Source organism: Haematobacter massiliensis (genome assembly GCF_000740795.1).
In the GTDB taxonomy this organism is placed as follows: Bacteria; Pseudomonadota; Alphaproteobacteria; order Rhodobacterales; family Rhodobacteraceae; genus Haematobacter; species Haematobacter massiliensis.
The window spans coordinates 117,060-134,068 of record NZ_JGYG01000001.1; the positions used below are offsets into that span (position 1 = coordinate 117,060).

The window sequence follows — 17,009 nt, forward strand, 5'->3', positions numbered from 1 at the left end:
CTGGGCATATTCATCGGGTATGACCGTGCGATTTCCGATGGCGGAGCCTGCTTCGCGGGCCTGCTCATGCGTAGTCCGACGGGAGCACGGATGCTATCACGCTCCGGCTGGTTATTGGGAGCGGACGGAGCCAAGCCCGGTTCTGCGGCCTGCGGGAGGTCTTTGCTGCCGGCGGGGCGGGAGATGACGGGAGCGGTCAGCTATCGGAAAGCTCGCGCGCGGGGATGATCGGGAAGAAGCTGTGACCTGACCACAGGCCCAGCCAATCCTCGCCCTCCCGCTCCTCCACCGTGGCGATTTCCACCAGCCGGTAGAAGCTCTTGCGGTCTATCAGCGCGTCCAGCCCGCGGCGGATATGGACATAGGGGGAGGGCTCCCCGGTGTCGGGATCGCGCGCGACGCGGATCGGATGCTCCTCTCCGGCCACGACTGCATCGCCGACCTGGGTGGTGAAGGTGAGGTTCTGGTCCTTGCCCGTCCCCGCGCGCTCGAAATCGACGGCGACGAAGGGGGCGTCCTCCACGGTGATGCCGACCTTTTCCACAGGCGTGACAAGGAAATATTTCCCGTCCTCCAGCTTCAGGATGGAAGAAAAGAGCCGCACCAGTTCCGGCCTTCCGATGGGGGTGCCAAGGTAGAACCATGTCCCGTCCCGCGCGATCCGCATGTCCAGATCGCCGCAGAAGGGGGGATTCCACAGATGCACGGGCGGCAGGCCCTTCTTGCCGCCCTGTGCCGCCGAAACGCTCTTTGCGAGGCCATCAGCCGAAAGTTCTGCCATCTGTTCCTCCGGTAACGGTTTTGCCATTTGTGCCAGTGGCGTTATCTGGCTCTAATATTGGTATAACCTACTATCACCCGGCAAAAGGGGAGCGCCATGACCGAGGAAACCGATCTTGTGGCGGATATCGAGGCGCTGGCCGGGAGGCTGGCGGAGGCGCGATCCTCCATCGACAGACGGTTCATCGGGCAGGAGCGGGTGGTCGAGCTGACGCTGGCTGCGCTGCTTTGCGGCGGACATGCGCTGCTGGTTGGGCTTCCGGGGCTGGGCAAGACACGGCTTGTGGATACGTTGTCCACGGTGATGGGGCTGAAGGGCAGCCGCATCCAGTTCACCCCCGATCTCATGCCCGCCGATATTCTCGGCTCCGAAGTGCTCGAGACGGGGGGCGACGGCTCCCGCGCATTCCGTTTCATCGAGGGGCCGATATTCTGTCAGTTGCTCATGGCCGACGAGATCAACCGCGCATCGCCGCGCACCCAGTCCGCACTTCTCCAGGCCATGCAGGAGCAGGAGGTGACAATCGCGGGGCAGCACCGGCGGCTCGGGCCACCGTTCCACGTGCTCGCCACACAGAACCCCATCGAGCAGGAGGGCACCTACCCCCTGCCGGAAGCGCAGCTTGACCGGTTTCTCGTGCAGGTCGATGTAGAATACCCCGACCGCAAGACGGAGAAGGACATCCTCATCGCGACCACCGGTGCAGAGGAAGGCGCCGTTCATCAGGTCTTCACGGCGGAGGAACTGATGGCCGCGCAGCGCCTCGTCCGCCGGATGCCGGTTGGCGATTCCGTGGTGGAGCTGATCCTCGATCTCGTCCGGTCCTGCCGCCCTGGTGAGCCGGAGGCTCTGGCCATGGTGCGGGAGAACGTGAGTTGGGGCCCGGGTCCGCGCGCGGCGCAGGCGCTGATGCTCACTGTCCGGGCGCGCGCGCTTCTGGAAGGGCGGCTGGCGCCCTCGGTAGAGGATGTACAGGCGCTCGCGCGGCCCGTGCTCATCCACCGGATGGCGCTGAACTTCGGGGCGCGGGCGCGGGGTGTGCAGCTTTCGGATGTCATCGCCACCGCTGTCGGGCGCGTAGCAGGGATCGAGGCCGCGGCGTGAGCGAGGCCGCCCATCTACGCGAAGGGGCCGAGACTCTCGCCGGCGGGCTTCCGCCGCTGCTTGCCGCGGCGGAGCAGCTGGCGGCGACGGTCCTTCTTGGCCCGCACGGGCGGCGGCGCTCCGGTATGGGCGAGGAATTCTGGCAGTACCGCACGTTTCAGAACGGCGATGAGGCACGGTCCATCGACTGGCGGCGCTCCGCGCGTTCGGACACCCATTTCGTGCGCGAAAGGGAGTGGCAGGCCGCGCAGAGCGTCATGGTCTGGATCGACCCCGGTCGATCAATGGCGTTCAGCGGATCGACGGACCGGCCCGAGAAACGGGCACGCGCGCAGCTTCTGGCCCTTGCCCTCTCCGTCCTGATGATCCGTGGCAATGAGCGGGTGGGCCTGCTTGGCGCAGATGCGCCGCCCCGGGCGGGACAGGCGCAACTTCTCCGGCTGGCCGATGCGCTGACCCGGACGGAGGAGGGCGGCGACCATGCCGACCCGGATGGGCGCGCATTGGCCGCCCATTCCCGCGCGGTGTTCCTGTCGGACTTTCTGGGTGACCTTCAGGGGGTGGAGCGGGCGATCGGCGAGGCGACGGGCCGAGGAGTGCGGGGCGCGCTTCTGCAGGTGCTTGATCCGGTGGAGGAGGATTTCCCCTTCGACGGACGCACGATTTTTGAAAGCGTGACCGGCGCCGTGAGCTTTGAAACCCGCAAGGCGGGGGATCTGCGCCGCCGCTATCTCGACCGACTGGCAGAGCGCAAGGACCAGCTTTCAGCGCTCGCCACGGCAGCGGGCTGGCAGTTTTCCACACATCATACCGGAAACACCGCGTTGAGCGCGCTTCTGTGGCTTTATGGTGCGACGGAAAGGGGGCATTGATGTGGATGATCGGCCCCCTCGGCTTTACGGCGCCCTTGCTTCTCGCCGCGCTTGTCGTGCTTCCCGTTCTGTGGCTCCTGCTCCGCGCCGTGCCTCCCGCGCCTATCCGGCGCAGGTTTCCGGGCGTGGCACTCCTCCTCGGCCTGAAGGACGAGGAAACCGTGGCCGACAAGACGCCATGGTGGCTCTTGCTGCTCCGCGCTGCGGCGGTGGCGTTGCTCATCCTCGGCTTTGCGGGGCCCGTGCTCAACCCCACGCCGCAGCGACCGGGAAGCGGGCCCTTGCTGATCCTTGCCGATGGCACATGGGCGGACGCGGGGGATTGGCAGCGGCGGGTGGAGCGAATGAACGGTCTGCTGTCAGAGGCTGCGCGCGCTGGCCGGCCGGTTGCCGTAGTGGCGCTTGGCGATCTGCCGAAGGCGGGGGCTGCCCCGGATTTTCTGTCGGCAGAAGCATGGCGCGCCCGGCTGCCGTCGGTTCAGCCTCGCCCATGGGAGCCGGACCCGGAGGCGGTGCGGGCCTTCATCGATCGGATCCCTTCCGGGGAGATGGAAAGCTACTGGCTCTCTGACGGTATGGAACGCGAAAGCCGGGAGCCGCTGCTTTCCGCCCTGCAATCCCGTGGGACGGTCACGGTCTATGAGCCACCGCATCCTGTCTATGGTCTGAAACCCCCTGTCTACCGCGACGGGGTGATCGCACTGCAGGCTATTCGCGCCCCCGAAGGTCCGGCGACAAGCATCGAGATCACGGCCTTCGGGCGCGATCCCGCGGGGATCGAGCGGGAACTGGTCCGGGGAAGCGCCGGTTTCGACGCATCCGGGACGGAAGCGGGGACGGAACTGTCCTTGCCGCCCGAACTTCGCAACCGTATCACCCGGTTCGAAATCCCCGCTCAGCGCTCTGCGGCTGCGGTCAGCCTAGCGGACGACGCTCTGAAACGCCGCAAGGTCGCCATTGTCGCCGCACGGAGCGACCGGGAGGGGCTGGCCCTTCTCTCACCCAGCCATTTTCTGCGGGAGGCGTTGCAACCCACCGCCGACCTGATGGAGGGACCGCTGGAGGACATGCTGCTCGCCTCGCCCGACGTGGTCATCATGCCCGATATCGCCCGCGTATCGGCGGAGGAGAGCGCCCGTCTCGTCGCCTGGATGGAGGAGGGCGGTCTGCTGCTCCGCTTTGCCGGACCTGCACTGGCAGCAAGCGATGTGAGCCGGAATGCAGAAGATCCGCTGCTGCCCGTCCGTCTGCGGGAGGGAGGCCGCTCCATAGGCGGCGCCATGAGCTGGGGTGAGCCCAAGACGCTTCGCGCCTTCGCACCCGGCTCGCCTTTCTACGGTTTGCAGATCCCGCCCGATGTGAGCATCACGGCGCAGGTCATGGCGCAGCCGGACCCGCAGCTTTCCGAACGGACCATCGCCTCGCTTTCGGATGGGACGCCGCTGGTGACGCGAAAGGCGGTGGGTCAAGGGCAGGTGGTGCTGTTCCATGTCACCGCGAATGCGGAATGGTCGAGCCTTCCCCTTTCCGGTCTCTTCGTCCAGATGCTTGAACGTCTTTCGGTCAGTGCGGGAATGGGTGTGGGGGGGGCCGCTGGCGATCTTGCGGGGACGACCTGGGTGCCTGAGGAGGTGATCGACGCGTTCGGACGGGTCAATCGCGCCGGTGCCCTCCCCGGGATCGCTGGGGAGATTCTGGAGAACTCACCACCCGGGCCTGCGGCGCCCCCCGGCCTGTATGCCGGGGACGACAGGCGCATCGCACGCAATGTCATCGGTCCTGATGCCGTACTGACCCCGGCCGTCTGGCCTGCCGGTCTGCGTGTCGAGGGGATCGTGGCGGAGACGGAACGTGATCTTAAAGGTGGGGTATTGACCGTCGGCCTGCTGCTTCTGTTCCTTGATCTCTTGTTGTCGCTTTGGCTCGCCGGACGCCTTGGCGGGGGGGTGAGGCGACGGTTAGCCAGGACGGCGGCGGCGTTGGTCATGGGAACATTCCTGATCGTGCCGGATGCGCGTGCCCAGGATCAGGCGACCGCGAGCGACGATTTTGCCATGGCGGCAACCGCGGAAGTGGTTCTGGCCTATGTCCAGACGGGCGATGCCGCCGTGGATCGCGTTTCGCGGGCGGGGCTTCAGGGCCTGTCACAGCGTCTGTTCGAGCGGACTTCGGTAGAGCCTGGAGCGCCGATCGGCGTTGATCTGGAGCGGGAACTCGCGTTCTTTCCGTTCCTCTACTGGCCCATCACCGCTAATGAACGCCTGCCGTCGGACCAAGCCTATAGCAACCTGAACCGCTATCTGCGCTCGGGCGGGATGATCCTGTTCGACACGCGCGACGCGGATATGGCAAGCGCAGCGGGCGGACAGACGCCGGAGGGGCGCAGGCTTGCGCTCATCGCGGCACCGCTCGACATTCCACCGCTGGAGAAGCTGCCGGCAGATCACGTTCTGACCCGAACGTTCTACCTGCTTCAGGACTTCCCCGGACGCTTCAACAGCCATGACATCTGGGTCGAAGCCGCACCGCCGGATGCCGAGCAGGTGGAGGGCATGCCCTTCCGCAACCTGAACGACGGGGTGACGCCTGTGGTGATCGGCGGCAACGACTGGGCCTCCGCCTGGGCGGTGAGCGACAACGGTATGCCGCTCATGGCGATCGGACGCGGCACGTCGGGCGAGCGGCAGAGAGAAATCGCGGCTCGTTTCGGCATCAACCTCATCATGCATGTGCTGACCGGCAACTACAAATCCGATCAGGTGCACGTGCCCGCGCTGCTTGACAGGCTGGGTCAATGACCTGCTGTGAAAGCATCGCGGCGATCGGCGAGGCAATCTCATGACCGACAGCATCCTCCTCTCACCGCTGCTGCCCTGGCCGCTGATCTGGGCATTGGGCGTGGCACTCGTCCTGCTGGTCGGGCTGTCCTTCTGGCGCGGCTCCTCGGGCTGGTGGCTCAGGGCGCTGGCGGGAGTCGCGCTGTTGCTCGCGCTCGCCAATCCCTCTCTGCAACGGGAGACGCGCGACCCGCTGAGCGACATCGTTCTGCTCGTAGTGGATGACAGTTCCAGCAACCGCATCGCAGATCGTCCCGCGCAGGTGGAGGAGGCAGTCCGCGCCCTGAGCGACCGGCTTGGCGGATTGCGGAACGTTGAGCTTCGCACCGTTCATGTCCCTGATGGCGAGAGCAACACCGGTTCCCGCGTGATGACCGCGCTCTCCGATGCGCTTGCCAACGAGCCGCGTGACAGGGTGGCGGGAGCGATCCTGGTGACCGACGGGCAGGTGCATGACATGGAGCTTGCGCCCGATCTTCCAGCGCCTCTGCAGGTGCTGTTGACAGGCAGGAGCCAGGACTGGGATCGCAGGCTCATCATCAAGAACGCCCCGCCCTTCGCCATATTGGGTGAGGAAGTGCGCCTGACGCTGCGTATCGAGGATCAGGGCGAGGTGCCGCCGGAGTTCCGCGATCAGGCGCAGCTCACCCTTTCCATAGACGGCGGGGAGCCGACGGTCGTGACCGTTCCCGTGGGCGAGGATCTGGAACTGCCCGTGCGGCTGCCGCATGGCGGAATGAACGTTCTGCAATTCGACGTCGCCGCCGCGCCGGACGAACTGACCGACAGGAACAACTCCGCCGTCGTGCAGATCAACGGGGTACGTGACCGACTGCGTGTGCTGCTCGTCTCGGGCGAACCCCATGCGGGGGAGAGGACGTGGCGTAACTTGCTGAAATCCGACGCTTCTGTCGATCTGGTGCATTTCACCATCCTGCGTCCGCCGGAGAAGCAGGACGGTGTTCCGGTTTCTGAGCTCTCGCTCATCGCCTTCCCGACGCGGGAGCTTTTCATCGAAAAGATTGAGGAGTTCGACCTCATCATCTTCGACCGCTACCGGCTGCGCGGCATCCTGCCCGCCGCCTATCTGGAGAATGTGCGAAACTACGTGGAGCAAGGCGGCGCGGTATTGGTCGCGGGCGGGCCGGAGAGTGCCTCGGCTGACAGTCTTTACCGCTCGCCGCTGGCGGCATCCTTCCCCGCCACGCCATCGGGGAGGGTCATCCAGCAACCGTTCCGCCCGGAGATCACTGAAATCGGCCGGCGCCATCCCGTGACGGAGGGATTGGAGAAGTTCTCCCCTCCGGGACAGGACGGTGAACCGGGCTGGGGCCGCTGGTTCCGCCTGATGGAGCTTTTGCCGCGCGGGGGTGAAGTGGTGATGTCGGGCGCGGAGGACAAGCCGCTCCTCATCCTCGACCGCGTCGGAAAAGGGCGTGTCGCGCTGCTGGCCTCCGATCAGGCGTGGCTGTGGGGCCGGGGTTACGAGGGCGGTGGTCCGCAGCTCGAACTGCTCCGCCGCCTCGCGCACTGGACGATGAAGGAGCCCGAACTGGAGGAGGAGGCCCTGACCGCCACTGCGGATGGTCAGTCGATTACCGTCACTCGCCGCTCCCTGAAGGACGATCCGCGACAAGTGACGATCACCGCCCCTGATGGCACAAGCGTGGTCGTCCCGCTGCAGGAGACAGAGCCGGGGCGCTTCACTGCCACCTATGCCGCGCCGTCGATCGGATTATACCGGCTTGCCGACGGTGAAATGGAGACGGTCGTCGCGCTTGGCCCCTCCGCCCCCAAGGAATTCGAGCAGACCATTGCCACAGGTGACAAGCTCTCCCCACAGGTGGCGGAAACGGGGGGCGGTATTTTCCCGGTCGAGGATGGCATTCCCGCGATCCGTGAGGTTTCGGAGGGGCGTCTTGCCGCCGGGCGTGGTTGGCTCGGCATCACACCGCGTCAGGCCTATGTGACGACAGACGTGCAGGTTTCGGCCCTGCTGCCGCCCTGGGCCTTCCTGCTCGCTGCCGGACTGCTCGCGGTCGCGGCCTGGCTGCGTGAAGGGCGCCGTTAGCGCCGCCTGCTTCGGGCTGCGAGCAAAGCCAGCGGTGTGGCCAGCAACAGAGCCGCCGCTGGCAGAGGCACCTCTGCGGGAGCCCCCGCAAGGACATAGGTGCCTCGCGGGAGGCAGCTCGTGCAGGCAAAGGCGGCACCGGTATCCGCTTCGCCGGAATACCAGTAGCCGCCCTCGAACAGCAGAGCGGGCGCCGGGAGCGGAACTTCCGCACTGGCAAGATATCCACGAAGCACGCCATCCGCATTAAGGGACAGCCCGAACATCGGCAGGCTGTAGGTCTGCATGTCCGGGTACAGATAGGAAAGGCCGGGCAGCGAGATTTCCGCATCCCTTACGGCACCGGTGGCGGCAATCTCCATCCAACCTGCCCAGCTTCGGCCTGTCGGGATCCCGCTGAACGGCACTTCGTTGAGCGTCAGCCGGTATGTCGCCGCTTCCGCAGCCGGTGCCGCAAGCCAGAACGTGAGGATAAGAGCCACCACGTTGCGCCACGGCTTTGCTCGCGGACTGCGCCCGTGGCTCCCGGTCCTTGCATGGAGCTTCCGCGAACTGACGGACGCAGCGGCTGGCGTGTATGGGGTGAACATGCGACGACCCTTCATGAAGAGGACCTACACCGTCCAACTTTTGCCCGAGGCCCGCCTCTGTCAAGCGGCATGAAAGCAAGCGCCGAGCTTTCCGTCAACGATAGGGAACTCCGCTTAAGAGGCCGCCGAGAAAAGTCTGCGTTGGAGCCGAAATCGCGCGCGATATGAGGTAATCCCAGCCGGACATCTTCAACGTTCCGACCATTCCGGAACCGATTCCGCGACTCCAGAGCACGACAGTTCGGCTTTTCCCGCTGCCTCTCAAAGGACCGAATAGAAGTCGGAAATCGGCAGCGGAGGGGAGTGGTTCGCCCCCCTCTTTCGGTACAAGAAAACCCCCGGAGTTGCCTCCGGGGGATCATTAGCGTGAGACCTGTGCGGCTTGGCTCAGCTCTTGGCGAGATTGCGCAGCACGTAATGCAGCACGCCGCCGTTCTTGAGGTATTCGATCTCTACCTCGGTATCGACGCGGGCCTTGAGCTGGATGTTCTTCACCGAGCCATCGGGCGAGGTGATGGTGCAGGGCACGAGCGAGAGCGGCTTGAAGTCGCCCGCAAGGCCATGGATCTCCACCGTTTCATCGCCTTTGAGGCCGAGGTTCTTGCGGTTCTGACCCTCGGTGAACTCAAACGGGATGACGCCCATGCCGACGAGGTTGGACCGGTGGATCCGCTCGAAGCTCTCGGCGATCACAGCTTTCATACCGAGCAGGTTAGTACCCTTCGCGGCCCAGTCGCGCGAGGAGCCGGCGCCGTATTCCACGCCGCCGAAGATGACGAGCGGAATGCCCTCGGCCTTGTACTCCATAGCCGCGTCGAAGATGGAGGTCTGTTCCCCATCGGGCCCCTTGGTATAGCCGCCCTCGACCCCGTCCAGCATCTCGTTCTTGATGCGGATGTTGGCGAAGGTGCCGCGCATCATGACCTCATGGTTCCCGCGGCGCGAGCCGTAGGAGTTGAAGTCCTTCTGAGCAACCTGCCGTTCCACAAGATACTTCCCGGCCGGCGTCGTCGGCTTGAACGACCCTGCGGGAGAGATGTGGTCGGTCGTGATCATGTCTCCGAGCACCGCGAGGATACGTGCGCCCTCGATGTCGCTGATGACGCCCGGCTCCCGCGACATGCCCTGGAAATAGGGAGGATGCTGAATATAGGTCGATGTCGGCGGCCAGTCGTAGGTTTCGGAGTCGGTCGTCTCCACCGCCTGCCACTTCTCGTCGCCCTTAAACACGTCGGCGTATTTCGACTGGAACGCCTGACGGGTCACGGTCGCCTCGACCAGCTCGGCGATCTCCTCATTGGTCGGCCAGATGTCTTTCAGATAGACATTCTTGCCGTCCGGCGTCTGGGCGATCGGATCCTTGGTCAGGTTGATGTTGACGTCACCGGCGATGGCATAGGCGACGACCAGCGGCGGAGAGGCAAGGTAGTTCGCCCGCACGTCCGGCGAGATCCGCCCTTCGAAGTTGCGGTTGCCGGAGAGCACGGCGGTCGCGACCAGATCGTTTTCGTTGATCGCCTTGGAGATCGCCGGATCACCCAGCGGACCGGAGTTGCCGATGCAGGTCGTGCAGCCAAAGCCGGCCAGGTTGAAGCCGAGCGCGTCGAGGTCTTCCTGCAGGTTGGCGGCATTCAGATATTCGGCAACGACCTGCGATCCGGGCGCCAGAGATGTCTTGACCCACGGTTTCCGCGTCAGGCCGAGTGCCCGAGCTTTCCGTGCGACAAGGCCCGCACCGATCATCACGTAGGGGTTCGACGTGTTGGTGCAGGAAGTAATCGCCGCGATCACCACGGAGCCATCGCGAATGGTGTAGTCCGTGCCTTCGACCGCTACGGTCTTGCGCACATCCTGACCGGTCGAGACGACACCGCCACCTTCTTCCGCCATTTCATCGGCGGCCACGGACATGTCGATGCCACGGTACTCGCTGACGGTCTTGTAGAAGGCGCGGGCAGCAAGGCTCAGGGGCGTATAGTCCTGCGGGCGTTTCGGGCCGGAGATGGCCGGCACGATCTCCGCCATGTCAAGGTGCAGCGTATCGGTATAGACCGGCTCGTAATCCGCGCCGCGCCACATGCCGTTTTCCTTGGCATAGGCTTCAACCAGCGCGATACGATCTTCGTCCCGCCCGGTGTTACGCAGATAACGCAGCGTCTCGTTGTCGATGGGGAAGAAGCCGCAGGTTGCGCCATACTCGGGAGCCATGTTGGCGATGGTCGCCCGATCCGCCAGCGGCAGGTGATCCAGCCCCTCGCCGTAGAATTCGACGAACTTGCCGACCACGCCCTTCTTGCGCAGCATCTGCACGACCTTCAGAACGAGGTCGGTTGCCGTCGTGCCCTCAACCATCTTGCCGGTGAGTTTGAAGCCCACGACTTCCGGGATCAGCATGGAGACCGGCTGGCCCAGCATCGCCGCTTCCGCCTCGATGCCGCCGACGCCCCAGCCGAGCACGGCAAGGCCGTTCACCATCGTCGTATGCGAGTCGGTACCGACGAGCGTATCGGGATAGGCGACTTCGTTGCCATCCTGATCGGTATCGGTCCAGACGGTCTGGGCGAGGTATTCGAGGTTGACCTGGTGGCAGATGCCCGTGCCGGGCGGAACCACGCGGAAGTTGTTGAACGCGTTCTGACCCCATTTCAGGAACTGGTAGCGTTCGATGTTGCGCTCATATTCCAGATCGACGTTGACCTGGAAGGCGCGGGGGTTGCCGAATTCGTCGATCATCACCGAGTGGTCGATGACCAGATCGACGGGGTTCAGCGGGTTGATCTTCTGCGCATCACCGCCGAGCGCGATAATCCCGTCGCGCATGGCGGCGAGGTCCACCACGGCGGGGACACCGGTGAAGTCCTGCATCAGCACGCGCGCGGGGCGATAGGCGATCTCCCGCGGGTTCTTGCCGCCGAGCTTTGCCCATTCGGCGAAGGCCTTCACATCCTCCACGGAGACGGTGAAACCGCCATCCTCGAAGCGGAGCATGTTCTCAAGCACCACCTTCAACGAGGCGGGGAGTTTCGAGAAATCGCCGAGCCCTGCCGCCTCCGCTGCCGGTATGGAGTAATAGGAATACGTCTTGCCGCCAGCGGTCAGCGTCTTGCGCGTCCCGGCGGTGTCTTTACCGACCATGATGGGCATATTGGCTCCCTTCCGTCTTCAGGGGTGTCGCTGCTGCCGCTATGCCGCAATGGCGCCCTCTGTTCAAGGGGCGGCAAGCGAATGTATACCGTTGTGCACTGCAAACCACCAGAGCGGAAGCGGTATTCTCATCGGGAGCTGATCGTTGCCGCCAGGGCCTTGACCGGGGAGTGTTGCCTGCGCGCAACGCCGTGAAATACCACTGCTCCACACTCGCAAAACCTTGATTGGCCTTGCCTCCACCGCTTCACTACGACCGGGACAGGGAGAATGGTCGGAGGACAGAAGATGCATCGCCGGATCTGCACCGCTTTCGCCCTGGTCATCGGTCTTGGCGGACCGGTCGCGGCGCAGGAGACGGGAGGCGGCTGGAGCGAGGGGCCGTCGATGAATTTTCTGGCGCAGGACCATGCCTCCGGCCAGCCTGTTGCCCCGCAGCAGCCCGCCGATACGCTCCCCGGAGCAGTGGAGGCGCCGCGGGTCGCGGTGGTCGAGCTTTTCACGGCGCAAGGCTGCTCCGCCTGTCCGCCCGCCGATGCCTTTCTGGGTGAACTCGCGGAACGCAGCGACGTGATCGCACTGGCGCTGCATGTGGACTACTGGGATTATATCGGCTGGGCTGACGGCTTTGCCCGGGCGGAGGCCACGAAGCGACAGAAGACCTATGCCCGCGTTGCCGGAGCCAAGATGATCTACACGCCGCAGGTCATCGTCGGCGGTCAGGAACAGCTCATCGGCAATGACTTCGCCGCCATTGGGGAGATCATCCGGGCGCATCTCGCGCAGGTATCGACGCTCCGGCTCCGCATCCGTGTGGATGGGGACACCGCCGTGGTCGAAGCGGTGGCGACCGACCCCCGCGACGCGACGGCGGCAGCATCCGTTGCCAGCCTCGACGGGCCGCAGGGCGCAGCAGCACCGGGAGAGATCGTCGTGCAGCTGGTGCGCTACAAGCCAGAGGAAACGGTCAGGATCGACGACGGCGAGAATGCGGGGCGCACGGTCAGCTACCACAATATCGTCACCGACTGGAAAACCCTTGGACGATGGAACGGCACCGGCACGCTGCGGTTCCGCGTTCATGTCGAAGGTGTCGAGCCTGCGGCGGTACTTTTCCAACGGGCGGGGCAGGGTCCGATACTGGCCGCCGCACGGGTGCAGTAGTAGCGCCAAGGGCCAGACACGGGCTAGCATTTCGCCACAGTAGCGGAGGATGCGATGACCCGGAGCGACGACACTTTCTCTGGCCGAGAGCCAGAACCGCCTGATCAGCGCAAGATAGATGACACCGCGGCCCGTTATCTGGAGCCGGAGGAGATCGGCCCCAGGGAGCGCAACGTCATCCGGCGCCTGCTCAACCGCCGCACCGTCGCAACCGACATGAACCGCAGATTCGACTCGCGCCTCGACCTCGGTGACCGGTTGGCGGATGGCGTGGCACGGTTCGGCGGGTCATGGACCTTCATCCTGTGTTTCATCGCGTTCCTGACGCTGTGGACCTTGGCCAACATCCTTGCGCGCGGCGAGGCGCCGGACCCTTATCCATTCATCTTTCTCAACCTGATTCTCTCCATGCTTGCAGCATTTCAGGCGCCCATCATCATGATGAGCCAGAACCGCCAGGCGGAGAAGGACCGGTTGAACGCCAGCCATGATTACGAGGTGAATCTGAAGTCGGAGATAGAGATCATGGCCCTGCACGAAAAGCTCGACCGGATGCGGAATGAGGAACTTCGCGCCATCGTGGCCAAGCAGGAGGAGCAGATCCTGTTGCTGGGAGATCTTCTGCGGCAGGCGATCCACAATCTTCCGCAAGACCTGCCGCCAAAGCCATAGGCCGTTCCAAATGCCGCGACAACATGGCACAGCACGTGCATGCTTTGGATCCCCGTCACCGTCACCGCCGCGCTGCTTCAGACAGTTCGTTTCCTCCTCCAGAAGCGGCTGAAGGATACCGGCCTGTCGACAGGGGCCGCCAGCTATTCCCGGTTCCTGTTTGCCGCGCCCTTTGCGGTCATCTTCGCGTGGCTCGCCTGGGCAAGCTCCGGGCTGGGATGGCCGGACACGTCGGCGATGTTCTGGGTCTTTGCCCTTGGCGGGGGGGTGGGGCAGATCCTTGGCACGCTCGCCACGCTCGCCCTGTTCGGAGAGCGGAACTTCGCTGTTGGAATGGCCTTTACAAAGACGGAGACGCTGCAGGTCGCACTGTTCTCCGCCGTGGTCTTGGGTGAGGCGGTCTCTCCGCTCGCTCTTGGCGCGATCCTTCTGGGTGTCGCGGGCATTTTGACGCTTTCCCGCAAACCCGGAAGCGCCAGCCTTCTCAGCCGCTCGGCGGCGCTGGGGATCGCGGCCGGGGCAGGGTTCGGGGTTTCGGCCATAGGCTACCGGGGCGCAACGCTGGCGCTGGGAGAGGGGAGCGCGTTTCTACGCGCGGCCTTCACGCTGGCCTGTGTCACCAGCTTTCAGACCATCGCCATGGGGATCTGGCTTTCGCTCCGCGAGCGCGGGGCCATTCTCCGCGTGCTGAAGGCGTGGCGGGTAACAGCGGTGATCGGCCTGTCGGGCATGCTGGCCTCGCTGTGCTGGTTCACGGCCTTTGCGCTGGAGAATGCCACATATGTGCGCGCCGTCGGGCAGGTGGAGATGGTCTTCACCATCGCCGCCTCATGGATCGTCTTCCGGGAGCGGATCACGCCACGCGAATATCTCGGCATGGTGCTGGTGCTGGGAAGCATCCTGCTTCTGGTGCTGACGCTCCGCTAATCAGCCGATGCGGGAAAAGACGGAGCGCGCCGTGCGGTTGTCGAAGAAAGGCACACTCGCCGGTCGTCCGCCTTCGCGAACGGCGCGGGAGATCTCGCCCAGAACCACTTCCGTCACGAACGGCAGGTTGAAGGAGCGTGTCTCCGGCAGAGGGATCCACTGCAACTCCGAAAGTTCGTCACAGGCGCGGGAAAAATCGTCGAGGTCGCCCACCAGTTCCGCTGCATCGACAAGGAAGAACCGCGCATCAAAGCGGCGGGGACGGCCGTCGGGCGTGATGGCGCGGAACACGAAGTCGAGCGCTCCCGCGGCAGGCAGCAGCCCCGCCGCGGCGAAATCTGCCCAGTCCTCGGGAACTTCCCCCGTCCAGGTACCATGACGGCCCAGGGCAAGCCCTGTTTCCTCCCACAGCTCACGAATTGCCGCACCGGCGAGCGCCGGGATCAGCCGCTCCTCGGAATCATGGGAAAGCCGCGCGGCGACCTGCGGCTCGAGCGGCGTGGCAAACGGCACATCGCCATCGGAAGGATCGACAGCCCCCCCGGGAAAGACGAATTTCTCCGGCATGAAGGCGGCAGTCTTGCCCCGTTGCCCCATAAGCACGCGGGGAACCGGGCCGTCAGACCGGACCACAATGGTCGTCGCAGCGTCGCGGATACGGACGGGCAGGGTATCGGCACTCATTTGCGGCCTCCGAAACCGTGCATCCGCTTTGCCCATTGCAGGCCAACCAGCGCGCCTTTGAACCGTGGCAGCAGCCAGAGCGAAAGGCCGACCGTCCCGATGGAAAATGTCGTGATCAGCACAAGCGGAGAAGGCCGCCACGCGTTGAAAACCACGAGGATAAGCGGCGCCATGATGTGACCGACGACAAGGATCGTCAGATAGGCGGGACCGTCGTCCGCGCGCTGATGGCTCAGATCCTCACCGCAGGACGGGCAGGACTGACGTACCTTCAGATATCCCTCCATGATACGCCCTTCGCCACAGGCAGGGCAGCGACCACGCCAGCCACGCAGGACTGCGGGCCAGAAGGGCCGTTCAATACCGGAATCGGAAGCCGACTTCGGCAGGATGGATGCAGTACTTTCGGTCATGACGCGTCTCCTCGCCGCCAAGGTGGCCTATCGCCTGGACAATGGAAAGGGGGGACAGCGACGGAACCTCGCGTCTCGTCCGTTAGGAGGAGGACAGCCGGAACGATCCGGCGTCCTTCAGACAGGAGCGACCGATGAAACTCAGAACCACAGGAGCCGCACTGATCCTTGCCACCTTTGCGCTGCCAGGCCTTGCCATCGCACAGGATCGCGCTCCGGAACCGGGCCCAGGCGGACCGCACGGAATGTTCGAGCGGCTTGATACCGATGGCGACGGCCGGGTGACATGGGAAGAGGTGCAGGCCGCCCGCGCTGCCGCAGTGGCAGGGCTGGATGCGAATGGCGACGGCTTTCTGTCCAAGGAGGAGATCGTCAACTTCCGCCTCGCACAGGCGAGGCAGCGGATCGAACGTCAGGTCGATGTGCTTCTCGATCAGCGCGATGCGAATGGCGATGGCCGGCTCGGCGCCGACGAACTGCTCGCGCCCGGCGGGTTTGGAGAACGGGGCGGCATGCAGATGACCCGTCGCATGTTCGACCGGATCGACGCCGATGGCGACGGGGTCGTCACGCAGGAGGAGGCGGATGCAGCCCGCGCCCGGATGCAGGAGCGGATGGCGCAGCGCGGCCCGAAGGGGGAGCATGCCGGGGGCAAGGGCGAGGGACGACGTCCCATGCCGCATGCGCCAAACCATCCGGGACCGGACGCGAACTGAAGTCAGCGCAGGCTCACGGCACGGGTTTCCGCGCCTTGAGCCTGCCCGCCGCCTCGACTACCCCTTTCGGACATGTCCATGCCGCTTGACGACCTTGCTGACGTGCCGGACGAGACCTTGCTCGTCCTCTACGCCAACGGCGACGCCGCCGCTGCGCGTGTGCTGACGTTGCGGTTGACGCCACGCCTGCTCTCCTTCGCCGCGCGTATGCTGGGCGACAGGGCGGAGGCAGAGGACGTCACGCAGGAGGCGATGCTGCGGCTCTGGCGCGTCGCTGCGGAGTGGCGGCGAGGGGAGGCTCAGGTCTCCACCTGGCTCTATCGCGTCGCCTCCAACCTTTGCACCGACCGCCTCCGGCGGCGGCGTGGCGTGGCGCTGGACCAGATCGCGGAACCGGAGGACGACCGACCTGACGCCGACGAAGGGCTGATGGAGGCCGACAGGGCGCGCGCGCTCGAAGAGGCGCTGGCCCTCCTGCCGGAGCGGCAGCGGCAAGCGGTGGTGTTGCGCCATCTGGAAGGTCTGTCGAACCCGGAGATCGCTGCGGTGATGGAGGTGGGGGTGGAAGCGGTGGAAAGCCTTCTCGCAAGAGGCAAACGCATGCTGGCGGCTCGGCTCGCCACGCGGCGCGAAGAACTGGGGTATCGACATGGTTGAGCGCAATACCGAAACCGGCGGGGAGGACTTCGCCGAACTGGATGCCTTCTTCGCAGCGGGCAGGGCTGCCGCTCCGGTGGCCGATGCGGAATTGCTCGCGCGGGTACTGGCGGATGCAGAGCGGGTGCGCACCGATATCACGACCACATCCCGGCGACGGGCAGATACCCCCTCACGGCAGAGGTGGTTCGCCCTGCTGGGCGGGTGGCAGGGTATCACCGGCTTGGCGACGGCAACCGTCGCGGGCCTCTGGCTTGGGATCGCGATGCCGGATGCGGTGCGGGGTCTCGCGGCACAGGCCCTGCCGGAGGCCGCCGAAAGCACCACGATTGATCTGATGGCCGCGCCCTTTGACATGGCAGCGGCGGAGGAATGAG

Annotated in this window: 15 protein-coding genes; 10 read left to right on the forward strand and 5 right to left on the reverse strand. The window is 65.1% G+C overall.

The genetic code is table 11. The features are described from left to right. Positions 1 to 196 precede the first annotated feature (196 nt). Positions 197 to 781 carry a DUF1285 domain-containing protein gene (locus CN97_RS00570; protein ID WP_035705639.1) on the reverse strand — a complete coding sequence of 195 codons (585 nt, stop codon included), beginning with the start codon at positions 779 to 781 and terminating at the stop codon, positions 197 to 199. Positions 782 to 877: 96 nt separating this feature from the next. Between CN97_RS00570 and CN97_RS00575 the strand changes: the two genes are divergently transcribed. From CN97_RS00575 to CN97_RS00590, 4 genes are read left to right on the forward strand one after another with little or no spacing between them, the layout of a single operon-like run. After that, positions 878 to 1,885, forward strand: coding sequence for an AAA family ATPase (locus tag CN97_RS00575; RefSeq protein ID WP_035705642.1), 1,008 nt, complete (start codon positions 878 to 880; stop codon positions 1,883 to 1,885). After that, positions 1,882 to 2,757 carry a DUF58 domain-containing protein gene (locus CN97_RS00580; protein WP_035705645.1) on the forward strand — a complete coding sequence of 292 codons (876 nt, stop codon included), beginning with the start codon at positions 1,882 to 1,884 and terminating at the stop codon, positions 2,755 to 2,757. Before CN97_RS00575 ends, CN97_RS00580 begins: the two co-directional genes overlap by 4 nt. Then, complete coding sequence (locus tag CN97_RS00585; RefSeq protein ID WP_035705648.1) at positions 2,757 to 5,555, forward strand: DUF4159 domain-containing protein; 2,799 nt, start codon at positions 2,757 to 2,759, stop codon at positions 5,553 to 5,555. The genes CN97_RS00580 and CN97_RS00585 overlap by 1 nt, the downstream gene beginning before the upstream one ends. A 40-nt stretch (positions 5,556 to 5,595) precedes the next feature. Then, positions 5,596 to 7,665: a membrane protein gene (locus CN97_RS00590; RefSeq protein ID WP_035705650.1), complete on the forward strand. Its 2,070-nt coding sequence runs from the start codon at positions 5,596 to 5,598 to the stop codon at positions 7,663 to 7,665. On the opposite strand, the gene CN97_RS00595 is transcribed toward CN97_RS00590, so the two are convergent. Next, entirely contained in the window at positions 7,662 to 8,147 is a 486-nt protein-coding gene (locus CN97_RS00595; RefSeq protein ID WP_131389475.1) for a hypothetical protein, read from the reverse strand. The genes CN97_RS00590 and CN97_RS00595 overlap by 4 nt on opposite strands. Positions 8,148 to 8,642: 495 nt before the next feature. Further along, positions 8,643 to 11,399, reverse strand: a complete 2,757-nt coding sequence (acnA, locus tag CN97_RS00600; RefSeq protein ID WP_035705655.1) for an aconitate hydratase AcnA — start codon at positions 11,397 to 11,399, stop codon at positions 8,643 to 8,645. 288 nt (positions 11,400 to 11,687) lie between these two features. Between acnA and CN97_RS00605 the strand changes: the two genes are divergently transcribed. Genes CN97_RS00605 through CN97_RS00615 form a run of 3 tightly spaced genes read left to right on the forward strand, consistent with a single transcriptional unit; the run spans position 11,688 to position 14,162 of the window. Then, positions 11,688 to 12,563 (forward strand): DUF1223 domain-containing protein, encoded by an 876-nt coding sequence (locus CN97_RS00605; protein WP_242685153.1) that lies wholly within the window; start codon positions 11,688 to 11,690, stop codon positions 12,561 to 12,563. Between the two features lie 54 nt (positions 12,564 to 12,617). Next, on the forward strand, positions 12,618 to 13,235 hold the full coding sequence (locus CN97_RS00610) for a DUF1003 domain-containing protein (protein ID WP_051910865.1): 618 nt from the start codon (positions 12,618 to 12,620) through the stop codon (positions 13,233 to 13,235). 39 nt (positions 13,236 to 13,274) lie between these two features. Continuing rightward, positions 13,275 to 14,162 (forward strand): DMT family transporter, encoded by an 888-nt coding sequence (locus CN97_RS00615; RefSeq protein ID WP_035705659.1) that lies wholly within the window; start codon positions 13,275 to 13,277, stop codon positions 14,160 to 14,162. On the opposite strand, the gene CN97_RS00620 is transcribed toward CN97_RS00615, so the two are convergent. Both CN97_RS00620 and CN97_RS00625 read right to left on the reverse strand, forming a co-directional pair. Next, a complete protein-coding gene (locus tag CN97_RS00620; RefSeq protein ID WP_035705662.1) occupies positions 14,163 to 14,846 on the reverse strand; it encodes an NUDIX hydrolase in 684 nt (227 codons plus the stop codon). Then, a complete protein-coding gene (locus tag CN97_RS00625; RefSeq protein ID WP_035705665.1) occupies positions 14,843 to 15,259 on the reverse strand; it encodes a DUF983 domain-containing protein in 417 nt (138 codons plus the stop codon). Before CN97_RS00625 ends, CN97_RS00620 begins: the two co-directional genes overlap by 4 nt. 134 nt (positions 15,260 to 15,393) lie before the next feature. On the opposite strand from CN97_RS00625, the gene CN97_RS00630 reads away from it, so the two are divergent. The 3 genes from CN97_RS00630 (at position 15,394) to CN97_RS00640 (ending at position 17,008) form a co-directional block, all read left to right on the forward strand. Beyond that, positions 15,394 to 15,975 (forward strand): EF-hand domain-containing protein, encoded by a 582-nt coding sequence (locus CN97_RS00630; protein WP_051910866.1) that lies wholly within the window; start codon positions 15,394 to 15,396, stop codon positions 15,973 to 15,975. 72 nt (positions 15,976 to 16,047) lie between these two features. Then, the gene (locus tag CN97_RS00635) at positions 16,048 to 16,632 is read left to right on the forward strand and encodes an RNA polymerase sigma factor (protein ID WP_035705667.1); all 585 of its coding nucleotides are present in this window, start codon (positions 16,048 to 16,050) and stop codon (positions 16,630 to 16,632) included. Further along, complete coding sequence (locus tag CN97_RS00640; protein ID WP_051910867.1) at positions 16,625 to 17,008, forward strand: hypothetical protein; 384 nt, start codon at positions 16,625 to 16,627, stop codon at positions 17,006 to 17,008. The genes CN97_RS00635 and CN97_RS00640 overlap by 8 nt, the downstream gene beginning before the upstream one ends. Position 17,009 lies beyond the last annotated feature (1 nt).

Bases quoted from the DNA above. Each gene is read 5' to 3' on its own strand.
- CN97_RS00585 (WP_035705648.1), top strand. From the start codon at position 2,757: ATGTGGATGATCGGCCCCCTCGGCTTTACGGCGCCCTTGCTTCTCGCC.
- CN97_RS00625 (WP_035705665.1), bottom strand. From the start codon at position 15,259: ATGACCGAAAGTACTGCATCCATCCTGCCGAAGTCGGCTTCCGATTCC.
- CN97_RS00605 (WP_242685153.1), top strand. From the start codon at position 11,688: ATGCATCGCCGGATCTGCACCGCTTTCGCCCTGGTCATCGGTCTTGGC.
- CN97_RS00630 (WP_051910866.1), top strand. From the start codon at position 15,394: ATGAAACTCAGAACCACAGGAGCCGCACTGATCCTTGCCACCTTTGCG.
- CN97_RS00635 (WP_035705667.1), top strand. From the start codon at position 16,048: ATGTCCATGCCGCTTGACGACCTTGCTGACGTGCCGGACGAGACCTTG.
- CN97_RS00615 (WP_035705659.1), top strand. From the start codon at position 13,275: ATGCTTTGGATCCCCGTCACCGTCACCGCCGCGCTGCTTCAGACAGTT.
- CN97_RS00640 (WP_051910867.1), top strand. From the start codon at position 16,625: ATGGTTGAGCGCAATACCGAAACCGGCGGGGAGGACTTCGCCGAACTG.
- CN97_RS00570 (WP_035705639.1), bottom strand. From the start codon at position 781: ATGGCAGAACTTTCGGCTGATGGCCTCGCAAAGAGCGTTTCGGCGGCA.
- CN97_RS00590 (WP_035705650.1), top strand. From the start codon at position 5,596: ATGACCGACAGCATCCTCCTCTCACCGCTGCTGCCCTGGCCGCTGATC.
- CN97_RS00575 (WP_035705642.1), top strand. From the start codon at position 878: ATGACCGAGGAAACCGATCTTGTGGCGGATATCGAGGCGCTGGCCGGG.
- CN97_RS00620 (WP_035705662.1), bottom strand. From the start codon at position 14,846: ATGAGTGCCGATACCCTGCCCGTCCGTATCCGCGACGCTGCGACGACC.
- CN97_RS00610 (WP_051910865.1), top strand. From the start codon at position 12,618: ATGACCCGGAGCGACGACACTTTCTCTGGCCGAGAGCCAGAACCGCCT.
- acnA (WP_035705655.1), bottom strand. From the start codon at position 11,399: ATGCCCATCATGGTCGGTAAAGACACCGCCGGGACGCGCAAGACGCTG.